Genomic DNA, 25,227 nt, shown 5'->3' on the forward strand with positions numbered 1-25,227 from the left:
TTGCTTATTGAAAATGATTAACTACTGGTAGCTCTCCAGCAACTCTAGGAGCTGAAAACATAATTTCGTGCCCACCGATGTTATACATCTGCCTAAAAATCAATGGTCCTCTGGATAAAGCCTCATCTATTGCTGTATTAATTGCCTTTTGATGCATTTGTCCTAATAATCGAAGGTAATCAGGGCCAAGTTTCATTCCATTTTGCTGAAGCTCAAGCAAATGCTTCATTGCATGTGGATGAACATGAATACTATTTTCTCCATTTGTATAGTTATAATATTTTGGCACTTCAAAATGAGGTATCTCTGGGCCAGGATTTGATATTGTTCCTAATTCAGGGTTTAAATTAATATTTACCTTTAAATTGCCAAGTTCTCCTCCCGTTCCATTAGCAGTAGAAAAAACAATACTTCCATCTAAATTATACTTTGTAGGTGGTTTATAGAAATTTCCTTCTCTATACGCGGGCATTGTTAAACTTCCGCCTTTTCCTAAACCGCCGTAACCCACTTTATTAGTATATAATGGATCAACAACTTTACCACCGGATGATAGAGCTAATGAAAATGAGGGGCCTCCATTATTAAATTTAGGAAGTCCTACAAGATCCCATCCTCTTTTTCCTCCTGCAGCACCTGCAACAGTGCCCAAAGCACCGCCAAAAGCACCGCCTTGCGCCATAGCCATTGCCACATCGTCCATCCTAATAGGATCCCCAAAATAAAATGCATTTCCTGCACTCTCCGTAAGTTTGGCATAGCCTCCGCTAACAGCACCACTAACCATTCCCCCCATCAAAGTTGCTGCCGCACCATTAAGTCCAGCGACTAATGCCCCTCCTGTAGCGGCTCCTATCGCACCTGCAGCCGCACCAATTCCAAAAGCCACTAAACCATCCTGGAGAGAATGAATTTTATCAACATGACTCAACACATTAAACGCTCCCCCAATAACTGCACCTATCACAATGTGCCAAAATCTGCCATCAGGGTCTCTCACTGTAATATACTTATTCCCCATGGCCATATAGGGGCTAAAATCTTGTCCAGCCGGATCTGGTGAAAACCAACGGCCTAATTGAGGGTCGTAGTATCGTGCTTCAAAATCATACCATTCTATACCTGAGCCGTCACTAAACTCATTATGCTGTAATTCTTTCCCCTGGAATAAAGCATTATTGTCGACGGCTGCATAAGCTTTATAACTAATCCCATCCATCAGGAGGCCATCAGGATAATAATGCATTTCTTCCAAAACAGGTCCATTACCTTTAGTAATAACTAGGTTATCAAAGAACACGTCTTGTTGGCTTTCATTGGTTGTATAAACATACAAAAAGCCGCTTTTCTGCATAATCATCCGATCCGTCACAAGTGTTTGCAACTCATCAGCAGTTTCTTTCACCTGTTTTACTCCACTATTGTCGTCCACCAGAGAAAACTGATCGTCAAAGAGGGCATAATTGAGATAAGCTTTGGGCCTACCAGAAGTAAATGGGTCTGCATCCCGTTGCTTTAACTGTTGATATTCATGATTATAAAAGTTTGCGTTAATAGGTCCGGCCTCGGCAGCAGCATTGTGAAGGCCATTTCCGCTTGTCCCTGTACCGCCAAAGCTTTGCATTAAAGATGCTATCATTACTTCGGGCTGTACAGGACCCTTGGTTTGTTCTGGGGTAATGGATTTATAAAAAGCTTTAACACCAATATTAATAGTGTCTCCTGCCATTACGCGCAAAACAATTGACGGTCCGATTTTCTGGTTCCCGGCAGCATTCAACTTTGATACGAAACTATTCTGTCCAGCGCTTTGATCCACAGGATAACCAACTGGCTTATCAGCACGGGTATTATCTATATTACTAAATAAGGTTGTCTCTTTTGCCGCTGCACTTGTTTCCATAGTTGCAGCATACATAGTAAAATCCGTCTGCTCTGTTAGCACCATACGGGTATTCTCCAATTGATCTTTAATGAAGTAATCATACACGTATTTAACTGGAGCAGTAGCTGTATATATAGCCCTGATACGTCCTTCCTGATGAGGAATAAATTGCAGAGAATCATTTACATAAATCAGACCGGAAATGTAATCCGTTTTTATAGTACGAACTGGATTGACTGTGCTATCAATTACAGTCTTACGCAATTTAGTTCCCCCAGCATCATAGGTATATTGGATCGTCCCTTTTCCAAATACACTTATTCTTTCGGGAAGATTCAAGCTATTATATACTACATTGCTAATATTCTTATTGGCGTCAGATAACAGGTTCCCGTTGGCGTCATAACTATAATCAGCCAATCCAGAAGTAATATTTGCGGAGTTGTTAATCGCAGGCTCTTTAAAATCACCTAACTTCGAGCCAACATTATTTGCTTTGTCATAAACATATTTTAGCTGATTACTGTTATCTGTGTTGCCATACACTAATTCGTCCACCACACCTGGTTGGGTACCGACAAGACCATATTGCTTTAGTGATTTAATATTACCATTGGCATCATAAGACAAATTATTTACTGTATAATCGACTTTGTCATTTGTCCAGGAAGTACTACCAGCGTTTTGTTGCGTAAAAGCGGCTCCTGTCAACTGGCTTGTCTGATCATAGCTAAAATTATACTGCCTGTTTATCTTATCATTCCAACCTTTCCATCTCACCCCAGAAGGGTTACCAGTATATTGTGATGCAATAAATCCAGAATCATAACCCAGTTGCATACCAAAATGCTTAACATCCGTGTTATTTCCTGCCAAATAGTCTGCATTTATTCCTGTTAACCAGCCCTGTATGTTAAACCCATAAGAAATTGTTTCCAGAAAACTACCATTAGATTGTTTTCCCAATTTCTTAGTAACCAATACGCCATCTCTATTATATGTATTAACTAATATGGTTCGTTCCAGTGCAGGATCATCATTTAATTTCTTCTTTACAGAAAGAATATTACCAAGGCTATCATACTCATATGTAGTAAGTACATTCAGCACGGGGTTTAATCCTGATTGTCGGTTTTCATAATGTTGATAACTACTTAGTAAACTGCCACTAAAATTATACTGAAATGTCGTTACGGTTTCTCCAGCACAAAAATTATCACTTCTGATCTGCACCATTCGTTCCTTATCATCATAGTAAAGAGAAGTAGTTATCCATTGATCTGTACCTAGTACCCGTATTTTCTGACCAGTAACCAAGGTGTTAGTTAAGCTTGATGCAATAACGGATTCCGGATGCGGATCACCTCCGGCAATTAATTTTGTTACATAACTTTGATCAAATGCCTTAATTCCTACATAATTATAGTCATCGTAATAGTTATATAATATAGGAATGTAGTCTCTAATTCCTGGCAGAGGATTATTGATTACAATTGTTTCCGTACTATTGATCAATGAAGGATCAATAGACGCATCAAACTCGGCATTAACAGGGCTTTCAAAACCCGGCAAAAAAACTACACTATTCCTAGCTTTGTAAGTCTGATCTGTAGATTTATAATTTGCTACTGATAAATCGGCGATTCCCGGAATAGTATTTACCAGTGTTGTGGAGGAATTACTTACCGCATTCATCAAATCCTGCAATTGGACTCTCGTAGAATCTGATGGATATAATGCAGTCATGACCAACCTATTATAGTCATCATAAAAATTAACTGTCCATTCCTTCTTTATTCGTTGATTTCCGTCACGGCTAAAAACCAATCTATTTCTGTTATCATACACCATCTCCGTAGAATCCACATCAGATCCTCTTGACATAATAACTCGACCACGTCCATCAAATCTGCTAATGTTACAAAGTTTTATCACCGGAATGACATTCCATGTACTTGTAATTTTACTCACAGCCAGAGGCGTAATAACAGTACTAAGGCGTCCAAAATCGTCATATACGTAGTATGCACAGTTCCACCCCATATGAGCAGTTCCGGGAGTTCCATTAGACTGCACCTTGGTTAGTATAACCAGGCCCTGCTTATTAGTATAGGAAACATTCTGTTGTCCACTTTCATTAGTAGTAATACTTTTATCGAGTTCGCCTGCATCATAAATTGTAGTACTAACAGGTATGCCAGCAGCATTCAATTCCCATACTCTTACACTATCTGCCAGGGTATTGAACAAAAATTGATTACTAACTCCTCTACTGGCTGCTCCCCAGGCAGCTCCCGGCTTCATTTGTTTCTCCGCTCTTCCCAAAGGAGACTTTTCGAAAATGGTTTGACTAAAATATGGAGATTGCCCAGGATAAGTCGCTCCGTTTATGATATTTTGCTCTCCCCACCAATTACTTTTATAATCCCCATCATTGGTTATACCAACATAAGGCATATAATTGATAGGCTGACGTCCGATTGAGTCGTATGCATTGATAGTCACACGGTCGTTTCCCCCTGGAGAAAAACGTTTTTGCACAATCTGCGTCTTCCGCTCCAGGCCATCATAGTAGCTGGTAAGCTGTACCACCTCATTCGGCCACCTACTTTTCCTTGTTACTTCGGCAGCATCCTTTAAAGGGATGACAGGACACCATGAACGTATAAATTGACGCGAAGAAATGGTGGTATCCTTCGATTGAAAGGAATAGGCGTCTACAGTATGCATCATCAATATCACTATGAATGATATTAAGTGCCACCACTTTTTATAGGTTATCACAATAGTATATTTAAACGGGGATAAAATAATAATCTGATTTAATAGATATCTTCGTGAGGCAAACCCTGAACAGGAATTCCGCGCTTCTTTAATCGTTCAATAGCTGCGTCCCGTCTTTTTATTTCAGCACTTCGGAACTGCTCCCATTGAGCAGCCGATAAAATAGCTTTCAGGTTTGCATAAAACAGGTGTTTCACATTGAACATGCTTCCGGCCTGCTGATCCCTTGGTAGCAACAATGTATTCACACTATCAAGCTGACCTAATCTTATTCTGTCAGCTTCATATATCCGATAGAATTGTGAATCAGTACATTTTAATTGCGTTTGCAATATTCTAGCAGTATTCCAGGCTAACGAATCAGCATGACTGGTTACTACAATGCTTTGTGCTCTACTTATAGAGGAATAAAACATACCAATAAATATTATTAAAAAAAATCTTATCATCTATCCTATTTTTTAAAGAGAATCCAATTACTTAATAATATACCCTCCATTGTCTAAGGTACAATCAGTATAACAGTCGAATATCTGACAATTATTCCCATAATCGTCACAAACCATTTTTTGATAGTACATATTAGTGAGTGAACTTAAAAGACATGAAGTTCCATTAGCAGTTACATTAAGATTATTGAGATACTCACAAGTATCCTGAATAATAAAGTTGACACGCAGGTTTTTAACATTACGGGGCTTTGTACATGCTGCATCGGCATAGAAATAAGCAACGGCTTGTACCGAATTAAAATAGAAATTTTCATACACCATTTTTACATAGACTGTACCACATGTACCCTGCGCGTTGGCGAAAGCCTGTCCATTCTTATTCGCATCATCTATACCTAAACTATCCACGGTATACTGACTAAGGGCCGATGAATATCTACCCGCAGGCACCACATATACAGTCGTATCAGGAATTCCACTAGCACAGTTTTTTTGCGCATAAGGGAAACGCATTTCATAGTTCTGATAAACAGCATTGCAGTCCACCTGCTGCCCTGCACGTCCATAGCAATTCAGGCTAGCTATATTTCCGTACTCATCTTTCTCTATTCGGACTCTTCCAAGATCATCGAAAGCGAAATACCTGACCCTATTTAATGCATCACACTTACTTATAACTCCCAAATATGGTTCCGGTGTCTGTGTAGTCATTCTTGCATTTACAGGATAAGCTCTCAACTCATCTATAGTCAAAGCCGACCCAGACACTGTAATTCCAGTAGTATTAACATCCAGTAGATGTGAATATAAATTCCAACCCTGACGCGTTTTAATTTTCACGCCCTGCGTTCCATTTACAACAGCACCTGCTCCTGTAGTCCAGTATGTGACAGTATATTTCTTTCCTACTGTTACTGTAGTGGAAATATTTCCCGTAAAACGAAACGACTTTCTCCCTGTTAGAGATGTATTATATATGTATACGCCCGTTGGCAATTGCCAACGACCATTGTTATCTGTCTCAAAACTGGTATACGCGATCTCATTATAGCCCCCATTCGTCACACTGGCAAGACTTAATTGTTGTTTGTCATCCCAGATAATTGCCTCTTTCTTTTGTTCAAAAACATTTGTATACTCTATTGAAATTGATTTATCATCAAATTTATCTACTGTCTGAGACAGTTTTACAGATGAAGGAATTCGATTCAATACTGCGGGGTTAAAAGCGCCAACAGTTGCGGATCCTATCGGACCATCCGCCTGAAAAGTATAAGTATTCTTTGCACCGATTCCGCCATTATCTAGCTGCTGAAAATCTGTAATAGACAGATCTGTTAAGTACTCTCCTGAAGGAGTAATAAGCCATTTTTCAGTAGAAATTGGGATGTTCATTCCACTATCCCTCATCCGTTTAACCGCTCCCCCCAGTGTATAATCTCCTGGATAATATAATCTTGTTTCTAAATACCTGGATGCCTTCTTGTTCAATAATGTTTTCGCCGTTTTTAGATTTCTGCGGCTATCATATGTCATTGTCAAAACGGAAACAGAAGAATCGGTACCACTATACCTTGTGTCAGTCTTTCCTACACATAAAATTTTCCCTGTAAAGGGGTAATAGTCAACTACTGAGTACCTCGGCTTATCAGGTGTCACAACCCAGTGCCGGTAAGGATTTAACTTGGTAGATTTATATAATGTATCTACTAAAAACTGGAAACTACCATCATAAATATTTTCTGTCTGAAATAGTTTCTTTCCACCTTCATCAAATACAGATTGTTTAAGTGGTAGTCCGACGAGCCAGGTTGGTATAAATACGTCCGCAAATGGAAATAAGCAACTCGGTGGATAATACTTCATTCCTGCATAGGTTGTAAACTCATATTTAGTTTTACCAGCACCAGGAATAATTTCATCTACTTTACTGTACCCGATAATCCCACCATTAATAAAATTCAAATTATTTATAGGCTCCGATATCCGTACTGTATAGGTACGGAATCCAGCCCCTCCTGTTTCTATAACATATGAATAATCATATTTCGGTTTGCTTACCAGAAAGCCTGTAGAGGTACCATCATCATTCTTATAACTAAATTTACGGATCAAAGCGGGGGTCTGCAGATCCTTCTCATACAATGTGATTTGTTTAATCCTTAAGCCACCTACAGTTTGATAATTTAAATCTTGCTTCTCATTAGTCCAGGATACAGTATATTGAGGATAGCCTGAACCCGCACACTGACTCACTGCCGCATTCTCCCAACTTAATGTATAATTTCCTACAGGCACATTTATTTGACGTTCATTTGTTAAACGGTATGGAGTGGACTGCGGAGAAGAAAATTGATCGACAACTACGCCAGCCGAGTTCTTTAACGTATAATTCAAATAACATCCAGTATAACGATAACTATCTTTAAGAATTAATGTTATTGGTTTCCCACTCAAACTTGACAAATAGATTGAAGCTGAGTTTGCTTGATTTATGCCTGTAGTTATAGTGTTGGGCTCACTATAGTAATATGTTCCTGCATCATTAAGCTCAAAATCAAAAAAAGCTTTGCTTCCGTTAGGATATTGTACTAACATCAACGAACCGGCCTTAACAAAAAGAGGATCAGGATTACGATCTGCTCCACTATATGGGCCTACCGGAGGAAATAAATCAGCATTATTTTTCCCGTTAAAGTAGCCCCAATGATCCCGTCCTTTATGCGAAGATTTTGGCACCCCCAAATTATTGTACCCAAATTCGTAACCCGGCAATAGTCCAAATTGGTTATAAGGTGTGACACTTTGTAACTTCATTTTAGAAATATCTGATGGGCAATTGGCACCATCCATTGGATATTCCTTTCCTGCTGTTTCGGTAAAATATTTATAGTTGAACTGGAACCCATTGCGTAGTAAAGTATCTCGTACCTCAATACTCTTTAATGCAAATTGTTGGTTAACATCACATCTATTAAAATTAAAATAGCTAAAGTTGACTGTTAGATTATAAGGGTAAATTATTTGTGCCAGATTTTTATGTATAACCTGCACTCTATCTTTTCCATTAGAGATAATTGGATCAGATTGACCGTCATCCATACGAGAACCTGGCAAATCAACAGAAGTAGTACTAACGTTCTCTTTATAATTAAAGATGATGCTATCAATACCAAAAGGAGCAATGATTTGTTTAAGATACCATGCGGAAACAAATCCTCTGTATATATTAAAATATTCCCCGGTTGACCTGGCTGTAATTTCCTTTTCAGCAAACAAATAGCTCGCCCCATCCTCCGTTGTTATGGTAAACGAGGTTATACTGCTTAAGGGAGCTCCATCAACAGTTCCTGTATTATAAGTAATCTTTAAATTACTTTCCGGGAACAATAGCACTTTCTTATCCTTGCCTATAATAAACTCGCCTGAGTTTCCACCAAAATTAAACTGAAAAACATCGCACTGCGAATCCAGGGAATCCCTGTAATAATTCCGCGTAGAATATATTCTACTAGCATTCAAATCAGGAAGATCAGGGTCAACATCCATTTTGGGGGTATACATAAAACCCCTACCAGGACAATCATCCGGCAATCCTCGCAAGTTCCGAACAATAGCACCTCCTGCATTAATATGCCACCCCAAACCCGTATTGGTTGCTTCTTCAGCTACTTTTATTCCTCCAGCAAAATAGTTAAGAGAGATATTTGCTGCAATACCACTTTTTGAAAAATTAAAAATTGGTATGCTAATCCCTGGAATACCAGAAAAATAATTAACAGGTATACTACCAGACTTTGCAAATGCAGTGGCCTCTGTTGATGCTGTACCACTATTCAGATTTGGGGCTTGCTGCGCAAAAAGATTATAGCTACCAAGCAAACAGGTTACAAATAACAATAAATATTTCATGATAAAGGATTCAATACTTCCAATCAAATATGCTAAACAGTACAATAAGTAGCGCAAAGAAAAGAAGACTATGATCGAATGACAAATTATTTTTTTTGGCTTCTATGAAAACAAATTGACTACTTCATTGCCTATGCAAAAACATTCTAAGAACAAATAATGTATTCGAAAAAAAAGCATGTACTTCCGGCTAATTTCATTTAAAACATGTTTCCGTTTATTATTATGAATCGTCAATCTTTTCGCATTAAATACTTCCTCCCTAGAAATTATACCCCAACCTCACCTTCACCGGATCTGTCCTGGGCACATGTGAATTATATAAAAAGTCAAACAACACCATCATATTCCCTTTTAGCTTACTATTAATCTTATACTTCTTACTAATGCCTATCAACCCACTCTGCGTCCATTGCTGTCCCACGCCTTCCGGAACTCCTGCATATGCTGGTTGATAATTCTGCTCATATCCACCATTCATAAAGAAAGTACCTTTGATTTTCCAGTCTATGAATGAACGGATCCCTATACCCTGACTGGAAAACCGGATGTTATCAAACCCGGTACCCATGCCTAGTTTATAAGCGAGTCCTACCCCCACGCTACCGTTTTTATGGAACTTGTAGGCGGCCTGTCCTGCCAGATCTCCGGTGGTGGGAAAGAATTTACTGCTGCGCTGAAACTGGATATTACTTCCAAACTCCACCCGTTGAAGGAAACTTTTGGTCTTCATTTCCTTGGGTTTAAAGTCGGGCATTTCAGCAGCGTTGTCCAGGTCGGGGAATTTACTTTTCAGTTCATCAAATTTGCTGCGGGCTTCTGCCATCTGCTGACTCACTGCGGCGCTGGCGTTGGGGCCACTACCGATGCGTTGCTGAATCATCTGCTCTACCTGGCTGCGGGTTTGTAATCCTTCGAGGCTTTGCGCGGAGGCGGTGGCCCCCTGGATATTAAAAAGACTGGCCAGTTGAGAATGTTGCTGCATGAAATTATTATACGCAGGCAGCTTCTTAATCACCTCCATCGCCTTTTGTTCTGCCTTTTTCTTATCCCTGAACACCTCTTTGTATTCTTTCAACTGTTGGGCATAGTAATAGGCTTCCTTATTCATCTTCTGCAGGTCTTTCGTAAAGCCGGTATACTGGCTCAATTGCTCTTTCAGCAACTGTTTACGCTCCCGGATATACGCTTTTATCTGTTCGGCCTGCGCCAGTTTATCTTTGAGGTTATCTACCGACTTCAGGGAACCATTGAGTTTATCCGTGATGCCTTTGGTCTGTGCCAGCAAACCTTTTGACTCCTTCAGAAAAGCCAGGGAATTACCCAGGCTGTCCAGGTATTGTCCGCCACCAACCTGCGATAAGGCGCCGGAATACTTACCCAGTTTGCCTTTCATACGCGATTTCAGGCTACCCAGGGAATCGATGGAATGTGCAAACAGATTATTCGCCTTCAGGGAATCTAATTTTTCCAAACGACGCTTTAATCTTTCCTCCTGCTTCATAAACCGGCTCAACGCCTGTTCACTGCGCTTGGAAATTTGTCGTTCCATTTTATCCGACTTATGCTTTACCTGCGAAAGATATTTTCCAGGTATTGGGGCGATCTTTTTTACCAGACTATCCTGCTTAATAAGACGATCCTGCGCCTGTACTGCAACAGCACTAATAAGAAAGAACAGTATAAGGATGCCGTCAAATTTCATGAAAAGGGTTATTATAATTATAATGAGGAAGAAGTGGCCACTTTTGCTTTAAGTTCCTTCATTTCACTAGTAAGGGTATTAATTTTCTTATTCATTTCGATGATATACAACATCTGCTCTTCTACTTTCTGCAATAGTTTTTGATTAATTTCTGCCAGATCAATACCATCTTTCGCCACTTCTGCAGTAGTTGGAATCTCGGGGAGATGCTTATTCACCTTGATGAAATCTTCTACTTCCTGTAAGGTGGGGAGTTTATAATCTTCAGCAAATACAAAATCAGCCCAGGGGGTTACCTGTGTTACTTTTATCTTTCTGGCGCCAATGGCTCCTTCCACAGCGAGTTTGTAAGGACCTGGAGCGGTTGTACCGATACCAACATTACCATTTGCTTTTACTATCAATAAGTTTACATCATAATTATTGACAGCCAATATATTGCTATTTGACAAGCGCGTAGGTGTTTTGCTTCGTCCACTTAAAATCACTGCGCCAAAAATAGCATCCGTTCCCTGTGGTATCACATCGTCTACTTCACCTATCACGTATAACCCAAGTCCACGACCAGCCATGTATGATCGTCCAGATATAGTAGGAAGAAAGAGGCCGGGAGTGCTGATTGCATTGCTAATAGAAATATTACCGTCAGTATTTAGTAATCCTGACTGCGAAAATCTCGCGAGCATTGCACCTTGTTTTCCGACTACATGCAGCCTTGCATTAGGTGCCGTTTCTCCAATTCCTACAGCTCCGTTTTCTATGATCCTCATGGCTTCTGATATGCTATCACCTCTCACAAAGAATTTCATGGCAGAGCGTCTTCCCGAGGCAATATATCGTTCTACCTCCAATGACCCGACGTCAGTACCAGCCATATTAAACTTGAGGGAGCCAACTGTCCCTAAAACGTCTGAAGAATGCGTGAGTTTTATATTAGATAACCCACCCGAGGATATTTCGAGTTTCTCAGTGGGAGACAAAATACCAATACCCGCATTTCCGGTAGAATCAAGTCTATTGGTTCTTTGCGCACAAACGCTCATAGATACCAAGCACAAAAGGAATAGGAAAAAGTTGTATTTCATATATAGGTTACTTATTATGGTTTACTAAGGGGCTCAATATTCCTACAATAGCACGAACATTAAAACATTGTTCACTACTACCGAAATTAAAAGCTACAGTTATCTCCTTATAAATTAAAAGGTTAACAACGCCACAAAGGAAATAATTTATTTCAAATCCACCTCTACAACTTTAGTTGTAGAAAATAGCATCTTTGTATTATTTAATCAGAATACCAGCAGGTGGGCGCCTTTAGGGTTGGCTTCAGCTTTATCCTCAATAGCTACTTCCAACGCCCCATCTAACAGCCCTTACAGCACCAGTTAGCCAGTTCCGCTATAAACTGAAAGCTGGATACTAATGCCCTGTTCGGCTGCCGGGTTAACCAGTTCAAAAGGTATAAATAGTACCCTCCTTCATTATCTAAAGGAGTATATCTTTCTACCACCATTCCTTTACTCCATCAGGTATTAATCTCATTTCTTGATAAGTACCCGTCGTATCTAATGTAATCTTATACCCGAACACTTCTTCCGCCAGCGTTCCCAGGATGATGTTACGATCTTTAAGCGTCACCTTCAAAACAGTCCATGTGGCTTTATAAATCTCATTCTTATCGCCGTCTTTTTCTACCACTACAAAGTCAGGGTTGTTGTTTGTAATATAACTATAGTAATACCACTTTATGGAGATGTCTTTATTATCGATATGTTTTCGGACAAATTTTGAACTTCCCATATTACAGCCTAAAAAAATACTGACTAAAGGAACAAACATTAATTTTTTCACGCATTTAGAAGGTTTAGCGGGCACCAAAAAAGCAGGAATAAATTACTGTAATATATGCTCATTCAGGTAAATCCTTCTCAAAAGAATAGATTATAGGCACCAAAATATAATAAGCCAATGATTAATATCAAATAATAAAAAATGTCTTTCTCTATCTGCTTTTTCAGGACCCAAATCAACAAAAGGTGTACAAATACAATCGCCAGATAAATGAAAAGAAGAAGTGTTTTGTTAGAATTAGCGCTCGACGCCATACCTGAACCAGATAGGATAAATATGAATAGAAGACAACCTACAAAAAACAAAAATATATTTATAAAAAGGTGCTTTATCATACATTGTCGTTTGTCCAGGTAGGTGTGATTCCAAAATAATTTAGGGTATTATAAAATATGCGACAAGAATAATCATGAAACTAACTATTACCTCTGACCATATTTTTCTACGTCTGGTCAGTACAAATATAGTTACCAGGACAAATACCAAAAAGATGGCGAATACACCACGTATATGAAACATGGTGACCAAATTCAATAATCTACCCACCCTATATTGCTCGCCTTTCCACTCCCCACTTATCACTTTATTATACTCAATTATTTTTGGTATTAAGAAGACCTTTATTGTTTCAGCTATTACCCAGGAAAACAGGGCTATCCAAATGCTCAATACGGCTATGTCTTTCCAATTGATACGCTTAACCTTCATCATTAATATCCTCTTCAGCTAGTAAAAACAATTGCTCATAATCCGGAAATATCAATGGATAGCTGGGTGAAGCGAAGGCATTAATCTTTCTGTACCTATCGCCGAGGTATATCACCTTTTCTCCTGAAATGGGGCAATATTTCCAGGTAAATCCTTCTGCGAGTGTTCTATCAATGTCAAACCAATAGTAAAGTTGCTGGGCATCCAGTTCCTGATTAAGCTGTATTAAAGCCCTGATGATTGATTGGTTGACTTCATTACCTATATCACATACCGCACTACTTTCATCACGTAACCATTCCATATAAGCCACACTGTATTTTCGTTTCCACTCCTCAATATCAAAATATCTGCTGAGTTGCCTATACAAATCAGCTTCACGGGAAAGTGGGCTTTCATCTTTGGCGTGAAAAATTATTTCCATTTCTTCCGGAAGCCACATAATTTTAAATATTTCCTTATCTAACATTTGCATTTTTTTATCAAGAGATGGAGGGCAAAATTTCTAAGGCGCTAAAAATGAAAAATCGTATCATCCATTCACTTTATCGCCCATCAACTTCTCCCACATTTTCAATATTAGCATAAACCCCGTATTTAAACCTCCTGAAACAATCAACAGAAAAAAGATACTCAGTACATCTGCCGTAGTGGTAAAGCCTGTACTGCGGGTATTATTATACAAAATAAACAGAACAATACTCAACGGTACCGCAAATATATTCAGTATCAAAAAAAACAGTCGTACTAAAAGTGCAGACAGTTGATGCGTTCCTATTGTATACTCCATTACACCAAATGTCCAGAGACAATAAACACAGAGCGTTATCCAGTTTCCAGTACTAATCCCCAGGCTATCAGTTACATATTGTACAGAAGAAAACTCGCTAATAATCCAACCTTTGCTGGATAAGTAGACAAGTACTACAGCAATAAAGTAAACAACGAATATAATCACGCTTGTTACAGTTCTCATATCTCTGAAATATTGGCTACCGGCTCAACGTGTAATTATCTTTCTGATCAAACAATTATCAGCTATCGTAAATTCAACAAAATATTCGGACTTGAGTGATAATGCCGACTTAAAACTTGTCACAATAACATCTCCGGATCCTACTCCCTGGTTCATAGGCACTTTAGCTTCAGGAGCCATCAATTCGGCTATCTTAAAATGATCTGCCTCTTCCTTGACTTTCGTCCATCTACCTTGGTAAAAGCAATAAACGATAATTTTTGTTTGTTTGCCCTCGTAGTAAATTAGGTAGTTCAAGATCCTGGTTACTTCTCCACTTTTGACAGCTTCAATTACCGCCCACTCTTTATCCCTCCAATCAAACACTTCACTAATCTGTTCTAAAAACAACCACCTTAACCCAGCTGTATTAATACTACCCGGGGGCGGTTTCCATGTTTCTGAATAGGCATTTGCCCTGTCTTCATACAGGTTCTTTTCAGCCGGATCTACTGCTAACTCAATACGCTTATTCAATGCAGTCAAACTCATTTTATTCCAATGATAAAACAAACTATAAATATTTGGATCCGGATTATTGGCACCAGTACTGAACAACCAGCAACAAAGATGGAATAATAATACCCTTGCCATAGGCGCTTTTAAACAAATTTATTAGTTAACAAGAAAACAAACCATGCCTGTTCGAATATACATCAAAATAAAACACCTTATCTTCATCTTATGCCTACTCTCCAACTCCTCGTCATCAAAACGGCTCATCCTGATAAGCTGGCGGAATTCTACACCCGTCTCGGCTTCGAATTTCACTATCACCGCCACGGCAATGGCCCCTTCCATTATGCCAGCACCAACAGTAACATAACGCTGGAAATTTACCCACTGCCTAAAGGGATAACAGAAGCCGACAACATCACCCGGTTAGGTTTCACTGTAGACCATCTGGATAACTTAATGCAGCAACTTCCACCGGCATGCATCATTAACGCCGCAAAGGCCACCGAATGGGGTTATACCGCACTGATCCAAGATCCGGACGGGCGAAAGATCGAACTGGTACAGGCATAAAAAAAGCCGTTCTTACCAAATGGTAAGAACGGCGCCCTAAAAAATATCTCACAAAACAATTACAGTACTTTCACTCTCATATGCCTGAAACGTACAGTAGAACCATGTCCGAGGAAACCGATATGACCGGTTTCATTTTTCAGACCCGGATGCTCTTTATGATCAATGGTGCCATTTTTGCTGGCTTCTGCGATGTCGCCATCGAGGATCACGGTACCATTCAGGATTACTTTCACACGATTACCATTTACGATGGCTTCTTCTACGTTCCACTCACCTACTGGCTTCAGGAAACCGCGTTTAGCAGGGATAACACCGTATACAGAACCATGGTACTGGTATTCGTGCAGGCTTTTGTATACATCTGCTTCGTTATCCAGGATTTGTAATTCCATACCCATGTAAGCGGCATCACCTTCCAGTGGGGCACGTACACCCAAACCGTTGTTAGCGCCTGGTGTGAGCTGGAATTCAAAGCGGAAAGAGAAGTTTTTGTACTCATCTTTCGTATAGAGGTTACCGTGACCACCGTTGGATGGGTCGATGATAATGTCACCGTTGTCGATCACATAATCTTTGGTGTTACCGATCCATTCGTGCATGTTGGTACCATCGAACAACAGTTTATAACCGGCTTTCTTCTCTTCATCGCTCAGTACATAAGGCTTAGGACGAGGCAATTCCTTCACGTACAGGTCGCGGTACGCTACGTAGGTACCATGTGCCTGTAGTTCCAGCTGCTCTTCCGGGAAGATCGGTAAACCACGATCCCAGTAGTTTTCCAGGATGGTGTTATCGGTTACCAGTTCACCGTTGAGGTAAACGGTTACGCGATCGCCTTTCATGATGATGCGGAAGTGATTCCATTCGCCGATGGCGTTATCCGCCAGTTTCAGTGGTTTACTTTCGTGTTTCTGGTTGTTGTATAAACCACCGGAGCCTACCTGCGCGCCTACATCGGTGCGGGAAGTATCCCAGATCTGTACCTGGGGTGAGCCACGGAGATAGATACCGGCATCACCTTGTGGCGTGATTTTCCAGTCTACCAGCATTTCGAAGTCTGCGTATTTTTTGTCGGTGCAGAGGTTGTCGCCGCTGCCGTTGAATACCAGCAAACCATCTTTCACAGACCAGCCTTTGCGCATATTATCATCAGCTTTCTGCTGTGCTTTGGCGAGGGTTTTGGCATCCATTTTTCCGCGGGCAACAGGATTTTCAACGAGTCCTTTCCAGCCGCTGAGGTCTTTACCATTGAAGATGGAAACGAAGCCATCGCCGGCAGGCATTTCCGCGAGGTATTTGCGGATAGACTGGCGTTGATAATCTGCATCCGGGTTATTCAGCACCGTAGCCGTTTTTTCCAGCAGTGCACGAACGGTAGCGCCGTTATAGCTTTTATCGGCCAGGGCGATGTTCATCACGGCGTTGGCGGCTGCTTGTTGTACAGCGGTGTTGTCCAGGTAGTTACCGGCAAACAGCAATGCAGAAATAGTTTTGCATTGCTCTACGCCCTGCAGGATTTTCTGTTGCAAGGCAGGAGTGGTAGCTAATTCCATGGCGCCACGCAGCATGAGCAGTTGCTGATCTGCCGGGAAAGCGGATCTGCGGGTCAGGGCTACGTAGCCTTTCAGTGCTTCTTCGCGGTAAGCGCTGTTGTTATTGTCCCGGGCTATTTGTAATAAAGCGGGAGCCGCAGCGGCAGTTTTCCAGGCCGACAAAGCAGCAACGGCTGCTTTTTTCGTAGCAGCGTCGCCGTTATTGAAAGCGGATAATACCGGTGCCAGTGCGGTGGTTTCACCGATGCCAGCCAATACAGGCAGGTAGCGGGATTGTTTATCGCCAGCTACCTGTTTCATTTGCGACAGCACGTCAGCGCTGTTGGCGCCGGCGTTGATGAGTGCTTCCTGGAGGTTGCTGATATCCGTAGCATCGCTGCTGTTATTCAATAAGGTAAACAGCTCGCCGAGATTGCCTTTGGTAGCTACGTCTTTCAGCGCTGCGATGGCAGTACTGCGCGTGGTAGCATTTGTGCTGGCCGTGAGCGGCAGTACATCACCTACGCGGCTGTCTGCTTTACGTGCAGCCAGTACCGTGAGTAAGGCAGTTTGAGCAGCAGCAGGCATGGTAGCCAGTGTAGCACCGGATTGCGCCGCTACTTCTTCGCCAGGCATAATCAGCAGGGCATTCTTCACTGCTTCTACCGTTGCGGCATCACCAGTTTTCATGGTTTGCAGCAAAGCAGGGAGTGCAGCAGCAGCGCCGGTTTGACCAGCCGCTTTAATGGCTGCGAGTTTTACGCCTGCATCTTTGCTGCCCAGTAATTTCTGGAGGGCAGGTAAAGCTGCGGCTACTTTATTATCTCCCAACATACCGATCACAGCGGCTTTATTGGCGTTGTCAGGGCCCAGCAGTTTCTTCAACCAGCCGGCGTTGCCAGCGAGATCATTCTGACCGGCAAACTTTAATGCAGCATCACGGTAAGCGCGATTTTTATCATCAGCAGCGGCTAGCAGCAGCGGCATATTCTTTTCACCACGGATGGCGGTGAGCAGTTGCAGTGCGGCGGTACGGGTATGTACCTGTCCATCTGTTTTAGTTTGTTTCAGGATGTTGTCGGCAATTTTCTCCGCAGCGGCTTTATCTGCCAGGTGACCGGCATAATACAGGTACGAAGAAGTAGCGTCGGTGACATCGTAGGCGTAACCGCTTTTAGCGGCAGCAGCAGCGAGCACCGGAGCAGAAGCAGGTGCGCCGATTTGAGCCAGCGCATAGAGGGCTACTTTTGCGAGCTTTTTGTCGGCATCGGCAGCCAATGGAGCGATGGCGGCAGCAGCAGCGGTATAACGGCTATCACCCAACGCTTCCGTGAGGGTGATGCGGTTGAAGCCGGTGGCGGAAGACAATGCCTGCAATAATGCCTGTTGTGCGGCAGGGGTGTTGATTTTCACCAGTGCGCGGGCAGCAGGATCACATAAACGATCGTCTGTTAAGCAAGACTGTAGCGTGCTTACAGCTGCGTCGTCTCCAACGGTTTGCAGTTGGGTGATCAGGAATACTTTATTTTCCGGGTCATTTGCTTTAGGCAGTGATTTGCAGAGGGCGGCTACCGCTTGTTTGCGGGCGGCTTCTTTGCCTGGTTGTGTTACATAAAAAGCATATCCGGCAATGGCATATTGCAATTGTGTATTATCGCCTTTTCCGGGCGCTGCCAGCATACCGGCAACGGCGGTTAATCCATCTTCTCCCAACGCTTCAATCGCCTGCATATTGGCGTTAAATTGCGACGGGTGGGGCGATGGCATCAATGCCAGCACGTCGGCTACTTTGGTATGGAAAGCACGCTGATCTGTTGGGCCCTGTGCGGACACCAGGCTACTCCCGCCAACCAGTAGTGCAATGAGTAAGTGTAGTATCTTTTTCATAATTCAGTTACTTGTTTGTTCTGATTCCGGCTGTTTTAGATCGTCCATGGTCCGCGCATAGGCTGATAGATAAGGGCATTAGCGCCAGCATCATCTACAAACTCCTGTTTTACGGGATCAAATTTCAGGGAGCGGTTCAAACGCAGCGCCACCTTACCCATGTTAACCAGGGTAGCAGAGCGGTGACCATTTTCTTCATTCAGCGCAAATTTGCGACGGTTTTTCACAGCGTCCACAAAATCTGTTTGCTGTGGTGCCGGATCAGGGAAGGCAGCCAGTTTCTTTTCCAGGTCTGGTATGTCTGAGCGGAAGCCAGGATACAGCTTACCTTTAGGTCCTTCTATATAAGCAGCTTTTTCATCAGCGCCATCACCATCCAGTACAATCTGGCAACCATCTGCATAGGTGTAGGTAATTCTTCTCCAGGTACCTACGGCATCAGGATGTTGTTGTGGTGCATCTACTTCTACGCTTACGGGGCTGGTATCATCTTTACCCAGGAAGTATTGGATAGGATCCAGGTAATGCTGTCCCATATCTCCCAAACCACCACCATCATAATCCCAGTAACCACGGAAGGTCTGGTGTACACGATGCGGGTTGTACGGACGATAAGGTGCAGGGCCTAACCACATATCATAGTCCAGCTCTTTAGGCACTGACATGGCTTCCAGGTTCGTTTTACCTACCCAGTAAAATTTCCAGTCAAAGCCGGTATGCTTGCTTACGGTAACTTTCAGTGGCCATCCCAGCAGACCGCTGTCTACCAGTTTCTTAATGGGCTTTACAGTAGTACCCATTCCATAAAATCTGTCTTCAAAGCGGAACCAGGTATTCAGGCGGAAAATTCTGCCATGCTGTTGTACGGCTTCCACCAGGCGCTTACCTTCACCGATGGTGGCGGTCATTGGTTTTTCACACCAGATGTCTTTGCCGGCGCGGGCTGCATCAGCAGCAATAATACCATGCCAGTGCGGAGGTGTAGCAATGTGTACAATATCTACTTCGGGTAAGGTAATCACCTCGCGGTAGTCAGCAAAAGTTTTAACGCCTTTGCCTTTTTCACCCAGCAGGTCCAGACCTTGCTTCAGGTGGTTGCGATCTACGTCGCAAAGTGCTACTACCCGCGTGCCCGCATAGCCAAAGTGACCACGTCCCATGCCACCAACGCCTATCACGGCTTTAGTCAGCTGGTCACTCGGTGCCAGGTAACCGCGGCCCAGCACATGTCTGGGCACAATAGTAAATGCAGCAAGCGCTCCCAGGGAATTTTTGAGAAATGCCCGCCTTGAATCGCTGTTTTGTTTCGCCATATTTCAGTTTAATTAGAATGCCGGATTGTTAAATGCGTTTTGGTCTGATAGTATTCGTTCACTGTGTGATAATAAATTCACCGTCTTATTTGATTCTGGCCCTTCGAATGGTAAGATATAATCTAACTCCATGAATTGCAAGTACCAGCACAGAATTTATGATAAGCGGTAAAAATTAGTAACCAGGATTTTGTTTCATCTCCGGGTTCGATAAGGTTTCTTTTTCCGGTATCGGCCACAGGTAATCACGATCCATATAAGCACGATCCTGTACTTTCACGGCCACACCCGTTTGCGGGTTGGTAGCACCCAATACTTCTCCGTTCATCACGTCTTTTACTATCCCCCATCTGCGGATATCGAAATAGCGTTGCCCTTCAAACGCCAGCTCCGACTGCCTTTCCCGGCGTACTAACTGACGTAAGGCAGCAGCACTATTATACCGTTGCAGGTCCACTACGGGCATGCCTGCACGCGTACGGATGTCGTTTAAATGCTGCGCAATGGCCGGATTTTTCCAGTCGTTCAGTTCAATGAGTGACTCTACATAAATTAATAACACCTCACTGTAACGGATAATCATAAAATCCAGCGAACCACCCCTGCCCTGCCGGTCGCGCGGATCCAGGTATTTACGCACCCAGTAACCGGTGGCAGTTGATTTCTGTACTCCTATTTTATCCGTGTTACCAGTCGCATTATCAAAGGGTGATAAAATATAGTTGGCATCCAGGTATTGCTCTCCGGGATACAGGATAGACGCTACCAGCCGGGGATCGCGATTATTATTATAGTTGGGATTTTTACGGTAGATAGCTACGGAGTCTGGTCCCAGTTCCGCAAGTGTTTTTCCCTGTTTCGTTTCAAAGTTATCTACTACCTCCGCCGTGGGTGATACATACGTTTCTCCACCAATTCCATAAGGCGCAAAGGTGGTCCAGGCATTATTACAACCATCTGCCTTGTAAAAGATCCGCTCTTTATTCAACTCGCCTGCATAACTGAATAGCTCCGCATAATTATTAATCCCCTTGTCGTTGCGATACAATCTATATACACCGGAGCCGATTACTTTGGCAGCAGCATCGCGTGCTACATCATAATGATGATAAAATAACGCCAGCCGCGCAATCAACGCATTACAGGTACCGGCAGAGATGCGCCAGGTTTCATCACTCACATATTCCTGGGGCAGATGCTCCGCACAATCTTTCAGTTCACTCAGGATAAAATCATACACCTTTTGCGCCGGGTCTCTTTTCAAATGATTATTTGCCGGCGTAACGGAAGCGGTAACAATAGGAATGTCGCCAAAGAAAAGCATGATCTCCATATGATAAAATGCACGAAGCGCGCGGGCCTCATACTTCATACGATTACGAAGGTCATCGGTCATGTAACATTTGTCTACGTTCTCCAGGAAACGACAAGCCCGGCGGATATCTATATAATCATCTCTCCAGATCCACTCCGCTACATCCCAGGTAGGATTTTGTAAGCCACGTGTATAGATGTCATAGTTACCCCGGAAGTCGCCCCGACACACGGCTTCATCACTGAGGCCCGACCAGAACATCACATTACGCCCCGTGGAACCAGCCGGGATACCCGCGTAAATAGAGCCCAGCGCACCATAGGCATGCGCTTCTGTTTTCCACCACTCGGCATCTGTTACACCGGATGGATTATCATGGGTAAGAAATTTTTTGCAGGCTGGCAACGACAATAAACTCAGGGCCAGCAGGATCATCTTACTATATTGCTTCATAAAGAAAAGTTTAATGGTTATAACTGTATGCTTACCCCGGCGGTGTACATTTTCATGATACCATAAGTCCATTGGTTGCCCTGGCTTTCCGGATCCACCAGCTTCATAGAAGTAAACACAAACGGATTTTGTGCATTCACATATACCCTGGCACCGTTAACGCCTATACGCTTTAAGCGGGTGCTGCTGAAATTATAACCCAGCTGTATATACTTCATGCGCACATATGCCCCGTTCTGTATCCAGAAATCAGACGACAACTTATTGATGCTCGGTGAGGTAGTCAGGCGCGGAAAGCGGGCATTGGTACGTTCCGGCGTCCAGTAATTGTTGGCATAATATTGAGAAGGCACGCCTCCATCAAACGACATATCCAGCGGATATGCCAGCATCCCGCCCAGCACAGCGTCATTAGCACTTACGCCCTGTAGCAGCATTTCCAGCTCCCATTTTTTATAGGTGATACGGAAATTCGCGAAGAAATCAGCTTTGGGAGTGGGATTGCCCATCACCGTTTGATCGTTACCATCAATGATTTTATCGCCATTCAGATCCATATAACGGATATCACCTGGTTTCTCATTGGCGATAATAGGCACCAGCGGCGTTCCATCAGGTTTGAAATCAGCGGCCTGTAAAAGTCCATTGGTTTTATACCCATATAAACTATACAAAGCATATCCTTCTTTATTGATACGGTTACCATCTATATAAGGCCCTCCCAATAAGGAAAGCAGCGTATTGTTATTATAAGAGATACCTGGGCGTACAGAGATCGTGATATCTTTCCCAATGCGACTGTTATAATTCAGCGACAGCTCCAAACCTTTGTTACGTAGCTTGCCCGCATTGATCGGTGGTTTTCCCATACCGCCTACATAAGACACGGGTGGATTCAGGATAATGCCATTGGTGGTTTTATTATAATAATCAAAGGTGAGTTCCAGTTTACTTTGAAACAAACTCAGGTCCATACCCAGGTCCAGCATGTCTACTGTTTCCCAGGTGATATCGGGGTTACCAAATATGCTTTCTGTACCATCACCGGTGTTGATCATATTCTGATACATGTAAAGCGGAATGTTCTCATTACCTAGCCGGCCATAGGATGCCCGCAGTTTCAGGTTATTGATCACATGCAGGGATTGCATAAAATTTTCCTTATGTACATTCCAGCCCAGCGCCACAGAAGGGAAAGTGCCATACTTATGTCCCGGCCCAAAACGGGAAGAGCCATCTGTTCGGACAGCACCCTCCAGCAGGTATTTATCTTTATAAGAATAATTTACTTTCCCATAAAATGAAAGCAATGATCTCACATCCCAATAGTCGCTGTTATTTTCTTCCTGCGAATACCCACCCATGATGTAGAAATGATGGTCTTTCAGATCATAGGTATAATCAGCGGTGACACCTGCATAATAATAGGTAGTCCTGGCCATGCTGGCACTACGCTGTACGCCCCAGGTCTGTACCAGTTTACCAGTGTAATAGTCAAAGAAATAATAGTTGTCGCGGGTAGTACGGGTAACATCACTATTCAAACGGAAACTGAACTGACCGCGAAGATTCAGTCCTGGTAAAACTTCCCATTTAGGTTGCAGGTTAATACTGGATTGTCCGTACTCATTGGCAGAGCGACCACCATGTTCCGCATAGGCTACCGGGTTCACAATATCCACGTAGCGGCCATATATAAGGGGCGCGCCATCTTTCTGGGGATATTTGGGTAAGATAGTTGGCGGTACGCGGAAGATATCTTCCAGTATCCTGTTGCCATCATTACCATTAGGGCGGTTAGGGTAGAACGTATTTCTTTTAATAGCCAGCATATCCATATACACCAGGAATTTTTTATTCAGGGTAATGGAAGTATTGGCGCGGATATTATACTTATTGGAATGATTCAGCGGGATCATGCCTTGTTGATTCTGGTAGTTGGCGGTTAAGGCAAAGCGGGCCAAACTGTTACCACCGCTTACACCCAGCGAGTGACTCGTAATCGGTGCCGCACGATTAAGGATTTGCTTTTGCCAGTCGGTATTCGGGTACTTCACCGGATCATCTCCTGCTTCTGTATGCTTAATATCCTCGTCCGAATAAAAAGGCTGGTTGCCGGCATTCACCTGCGCTTCATTATACATGCGCATGTATTCCGGGGCTTCTACCAGTTTAGGCATGCTGGAAGGCGATTGTATGCCATAATAACCATCGTAGGTAACGGCTACCCGGCCGGCTACTCCCCGCTTGGTGGTGACCAGGATAACGCCATTGGCGGCCCGGGCGCCATATACCGCAGCGGCAGCCGCATCTTTCAGGATGGTCACGCTTTCTACGGTAACAGGATCTATATAATCCATATCCATGGGTATACCATCCACCAGCACTAATGGATTGGATTCATTGAGGGTGCTGATACCACGAATTTTAATGACGGCTGCATCGCCACCGGGTAAGCCGGAACTCTGGGTTACCTGTATACCGGTAACACCACCTTGCAGGGCCTGCGACAATGCCGTAATCGGCTTGCCGTTGGTTTGCTGCGCCATGTTAACGGTACCGATAGCGCTGGCGATATGCTTTTTCTGTTGCTCCGATAATCCCACCACTACAACTTCGTCGAGGGACGATACATTTTCTTTCAGGGAGATATTGAGTGCATTCAGGCTGCGGATGACGGTGTGTTCTGCCGGCTGGTACCCCATTTGCGTAAAAACAAGTACTGCATTTTTCCGGGTTTTCAGGGTGAAATAACCGTCTGCATCGGTAGTGGTACCAATGCTGTTATTATCTTTTACACGGATGGTCACACCGGGCAATGTCTGTGGGGGTTCATGCGTGTCGTACACACGTCCCCGGATGATGTAGGAGCTGTCCTCCAGCAGTGAGCCGGGATCCGTAACACGATCATTTTTACTTTTCTCTTTGGGAATAATAGCTACCTGGTTGCGTACAATACGGTAGCTGAGATGGGTGTTGGCCAATGCTTTGTCCAGCACTTCATTGATTTTCTTGTCCTGCAAATCCAGGGTCAGGGGTTGTTCCCGGTTTACCAGTTCATCTTTATAAAAGATGCGCCAGGTGCTTTGGGACTGGATTTGGGAAAACAGCTGGGGTAAAGTACCCTGGTGAAGTTTCACCGTGAGATGATTGTCCTGCGAGCGGCCCTTCGCGGCGATACCCAGGATTCCAACGAATAGCAAAATTACAGTTAGCTTCATTGTTCTCAGTAATTTAGCGGCAAAAGCTTTGCCTGGCGGAATACGCCATTGTGCATAGATTTTTTTCATAACTTCACTACGTTTTTTTTCGTTAAATAAAAAGACAAGCCTGTCCCCTCGCAGCATGCGAGGGGTAGTGCCACCGGAAGATGTTCCACC

14 protein-coding genes are annotated in these 25,227 nt (G+C 43.0%); 1 reads left to right on the top strand and 13 read right to left on the bottom strand.

Annotated elements, in window-relative coordinates; all coding sequences use genetic code 11:
* Window positions 1–4 precede the first annotated feature (4 nt).
* The 9 genes from AC5ZC7_RS17315 to AC5ZC7_RS17355 all read right to left on the bottom strand — a co-directional run bounded on the left by AC5ZC7_RS17315 (window position 5) and on the right by AC5ZC7_RS17355 (window position 14,909).
* Window positions 5–4,618: a DUF6443 domain-containing protein gene (locus tag AC5ZC7_RS17315; RefSeq protein WP_496157655.1), complete on the bottom strand. Its 4,614-nt coding sequence runs from the start codon at window positions 4,616–4,618 to the stop codon at window positions 5–7.
* Window positions 4,619–4,707: 89 nt separating this feature from the next.
* Window positions 4,708–5,118, bottom strand: a complete 411-nt coding sequence (locus AC5ZC7_RS17320) for a hypothetical protein (RefSeq protein WP_496157654.1) — start codon at window positions 5,116–5,118, stop codon at window positions 4,708–4,710.
* A gap of 27 nt (window positions 5,119–5,145) precedes the next feature.
* Entirely contained in the window at window positions 5,146–9,033 is a 3,888-nt protein-coding gene (locus tag AC5ZC7_RS17325; protein ID WP_496157653.1) for a DUF5977 domain-containing protein, read from the bottom strand.
* 262 nt (window positions 9,034–9,295) lie between these two features.
* Window positions 9,296–10,738 carry a hypothetical protein gene (locus AC5ZC7_RS17330; protein WP_496157652.1) on the bottom strand — a complete coding sequence of 481 codons (1,443 nt, stop codon included), beginning with the start codon at window positions 10,736–10,738 and terminating at the stop codon, window positions 9,296–9,298.
* A gap of 17 nt (window positions 10,739–10,755) precedes the next feature.
* Complete coding sequence (locus AC5ZC7_RS17335) at window positions 10,756–11,613, bottom strand: hypothetical protein (protein ID WP_496157651.1); 858 nt, start codon at window positions 11,611–11,613, stop codon at window positions 10,756–10,758.
* Between the two features lie 631 nt (window positions 11,614–12,244).
* Entirely contained in the window at window positions 12,245–12,592 is a 348-nt protein-coding gene (locus tag AC5ZC7_RS17340) for a hypothetical protein (RefSeq protein ID WP_496157650.1), read from the bottom strand.
* 697 nt (window positions 12,593–13,289) lie between these two features.
* Window positions 13,290–13,769 (bottom strand): hypothetical protein, encoded by a 480-nt coding sequence (locus AC5ZC7_RS17345; RefSeq protein WP_496157649.1) that lies wholly within the window; start codon window positions 13,767–13,769, stop codon window positions 13,290–13,292.
* 63 nt (window positions 13,770–13,832) lie between these two features.
* Window positions 13,833–14,276, bottom strand: coding sequence for a hypothetical protein (locus tag AC5ZC7_RS17350; RefSeq protein ID WP_496157648.1), 444 nt, complete (start codon window positions 14,274–14,276; stop codon window positions 13,833–13,835).
* Between the two features lie 24 nt (window positions 14,277–14,300).
* Complete coding sequence (locus AC5ZC7_RS17355; RefSeq protein ID WP_496157647.1) at window positions 14,301–14,909, bottom strand: hypothetical protein; 609 nt, start codon at window positions 14,907–14,909, stop codon at window positions 14,301–14,303.
* A 90-nt stretch (window positions 14,910–14,999) separates the two neighbouring features.
* On the opposite strand from AC5ZC7_RS17355, the gene AC5ZC7_RS17360 reads away from it, so the two are divergent.
* Complete coding sequence (locus AC5ZC7_RS17360) at window positions 15,000–15,344, top strand: VOC family protein (RefSeq protein ID WP_496157646.1); 345 nt, start codon at window positions 15,000–15,002, stop codon at window positions 15,342–15,344.
* A gap of 59 nt (window positions 15,345–15,403) precedes the next feature.
* Here the strand turns inward: AC5ZC7_RS17360 and AC5ZC7_RS17365 are convergent, their stop codons facing one another.
* The 4 genes from AC5ZC7_RS17365 to AC5ZC7_RS17380 all read right to left on the bottom strand — a co-directional run bounded on the left by AC5ZC7_RS17365 (window position 15,404) and on the right by AC5ZC7_RS17380 (window position 25,137).
* On the bottom strand, window positions 15,404–18,766 hold the full coding sequence (locus tag AC5ZC7_RS17365; protein ID WP_496157645.1) for a 3-keto-alpha-glucoside-1,2-lyase-like domain-containing protein: 3,363 nt from the start codon (window positions 18,764–18,766) through the stop codon (window positions 15,404–15,406).
* Between the two features lie 35 nt (window positions 18,767–18,801).
* Complete coding sequence (locus tag AC5ZC7_RS17370; RefSeq protein WP_496157644.1) at window positions 18,802–20,079, bottom strand: Gfo/Idh/MocA family oxidoreductase; 1,278 nt, start codon at window positions 20,077–20,079, stop codon at window positions 18,802–18,804.
* 175 nt (window positions 20,080–20,254) lie between these two features.
* A complete protein-coding gene (locus tag AC5ZC7_RS17375; RefSeq protein WP_496157643.1) occupies window positions 20,255–21,847 on the bottom strand; it encodes a RagB/SusD family nutrient uptake outer membrane protein in 1,593 nt (530 codons plus the stop codon).
* Between the two features lie 17 nt (window positions 21,848–21,864).
* Window positions 21,865–25,137, bottom strand: a complete 3,273-nt coding sequence (locus tag AC5ZC7_RS17380) for a SusC/RagA family TonB-linked outer membrane protein (RefSeq protein WP_496157642.1) — start codon at window positions 25,135–25,137, stop codon at window positions 21,865–21,867.
* Between the last annotated feature and the right edge of the window lie 90 nt (window positions 25,138–25,227).

The organism is Chitinophaga sp. 9-1-y, assembly GCF_059511905.2.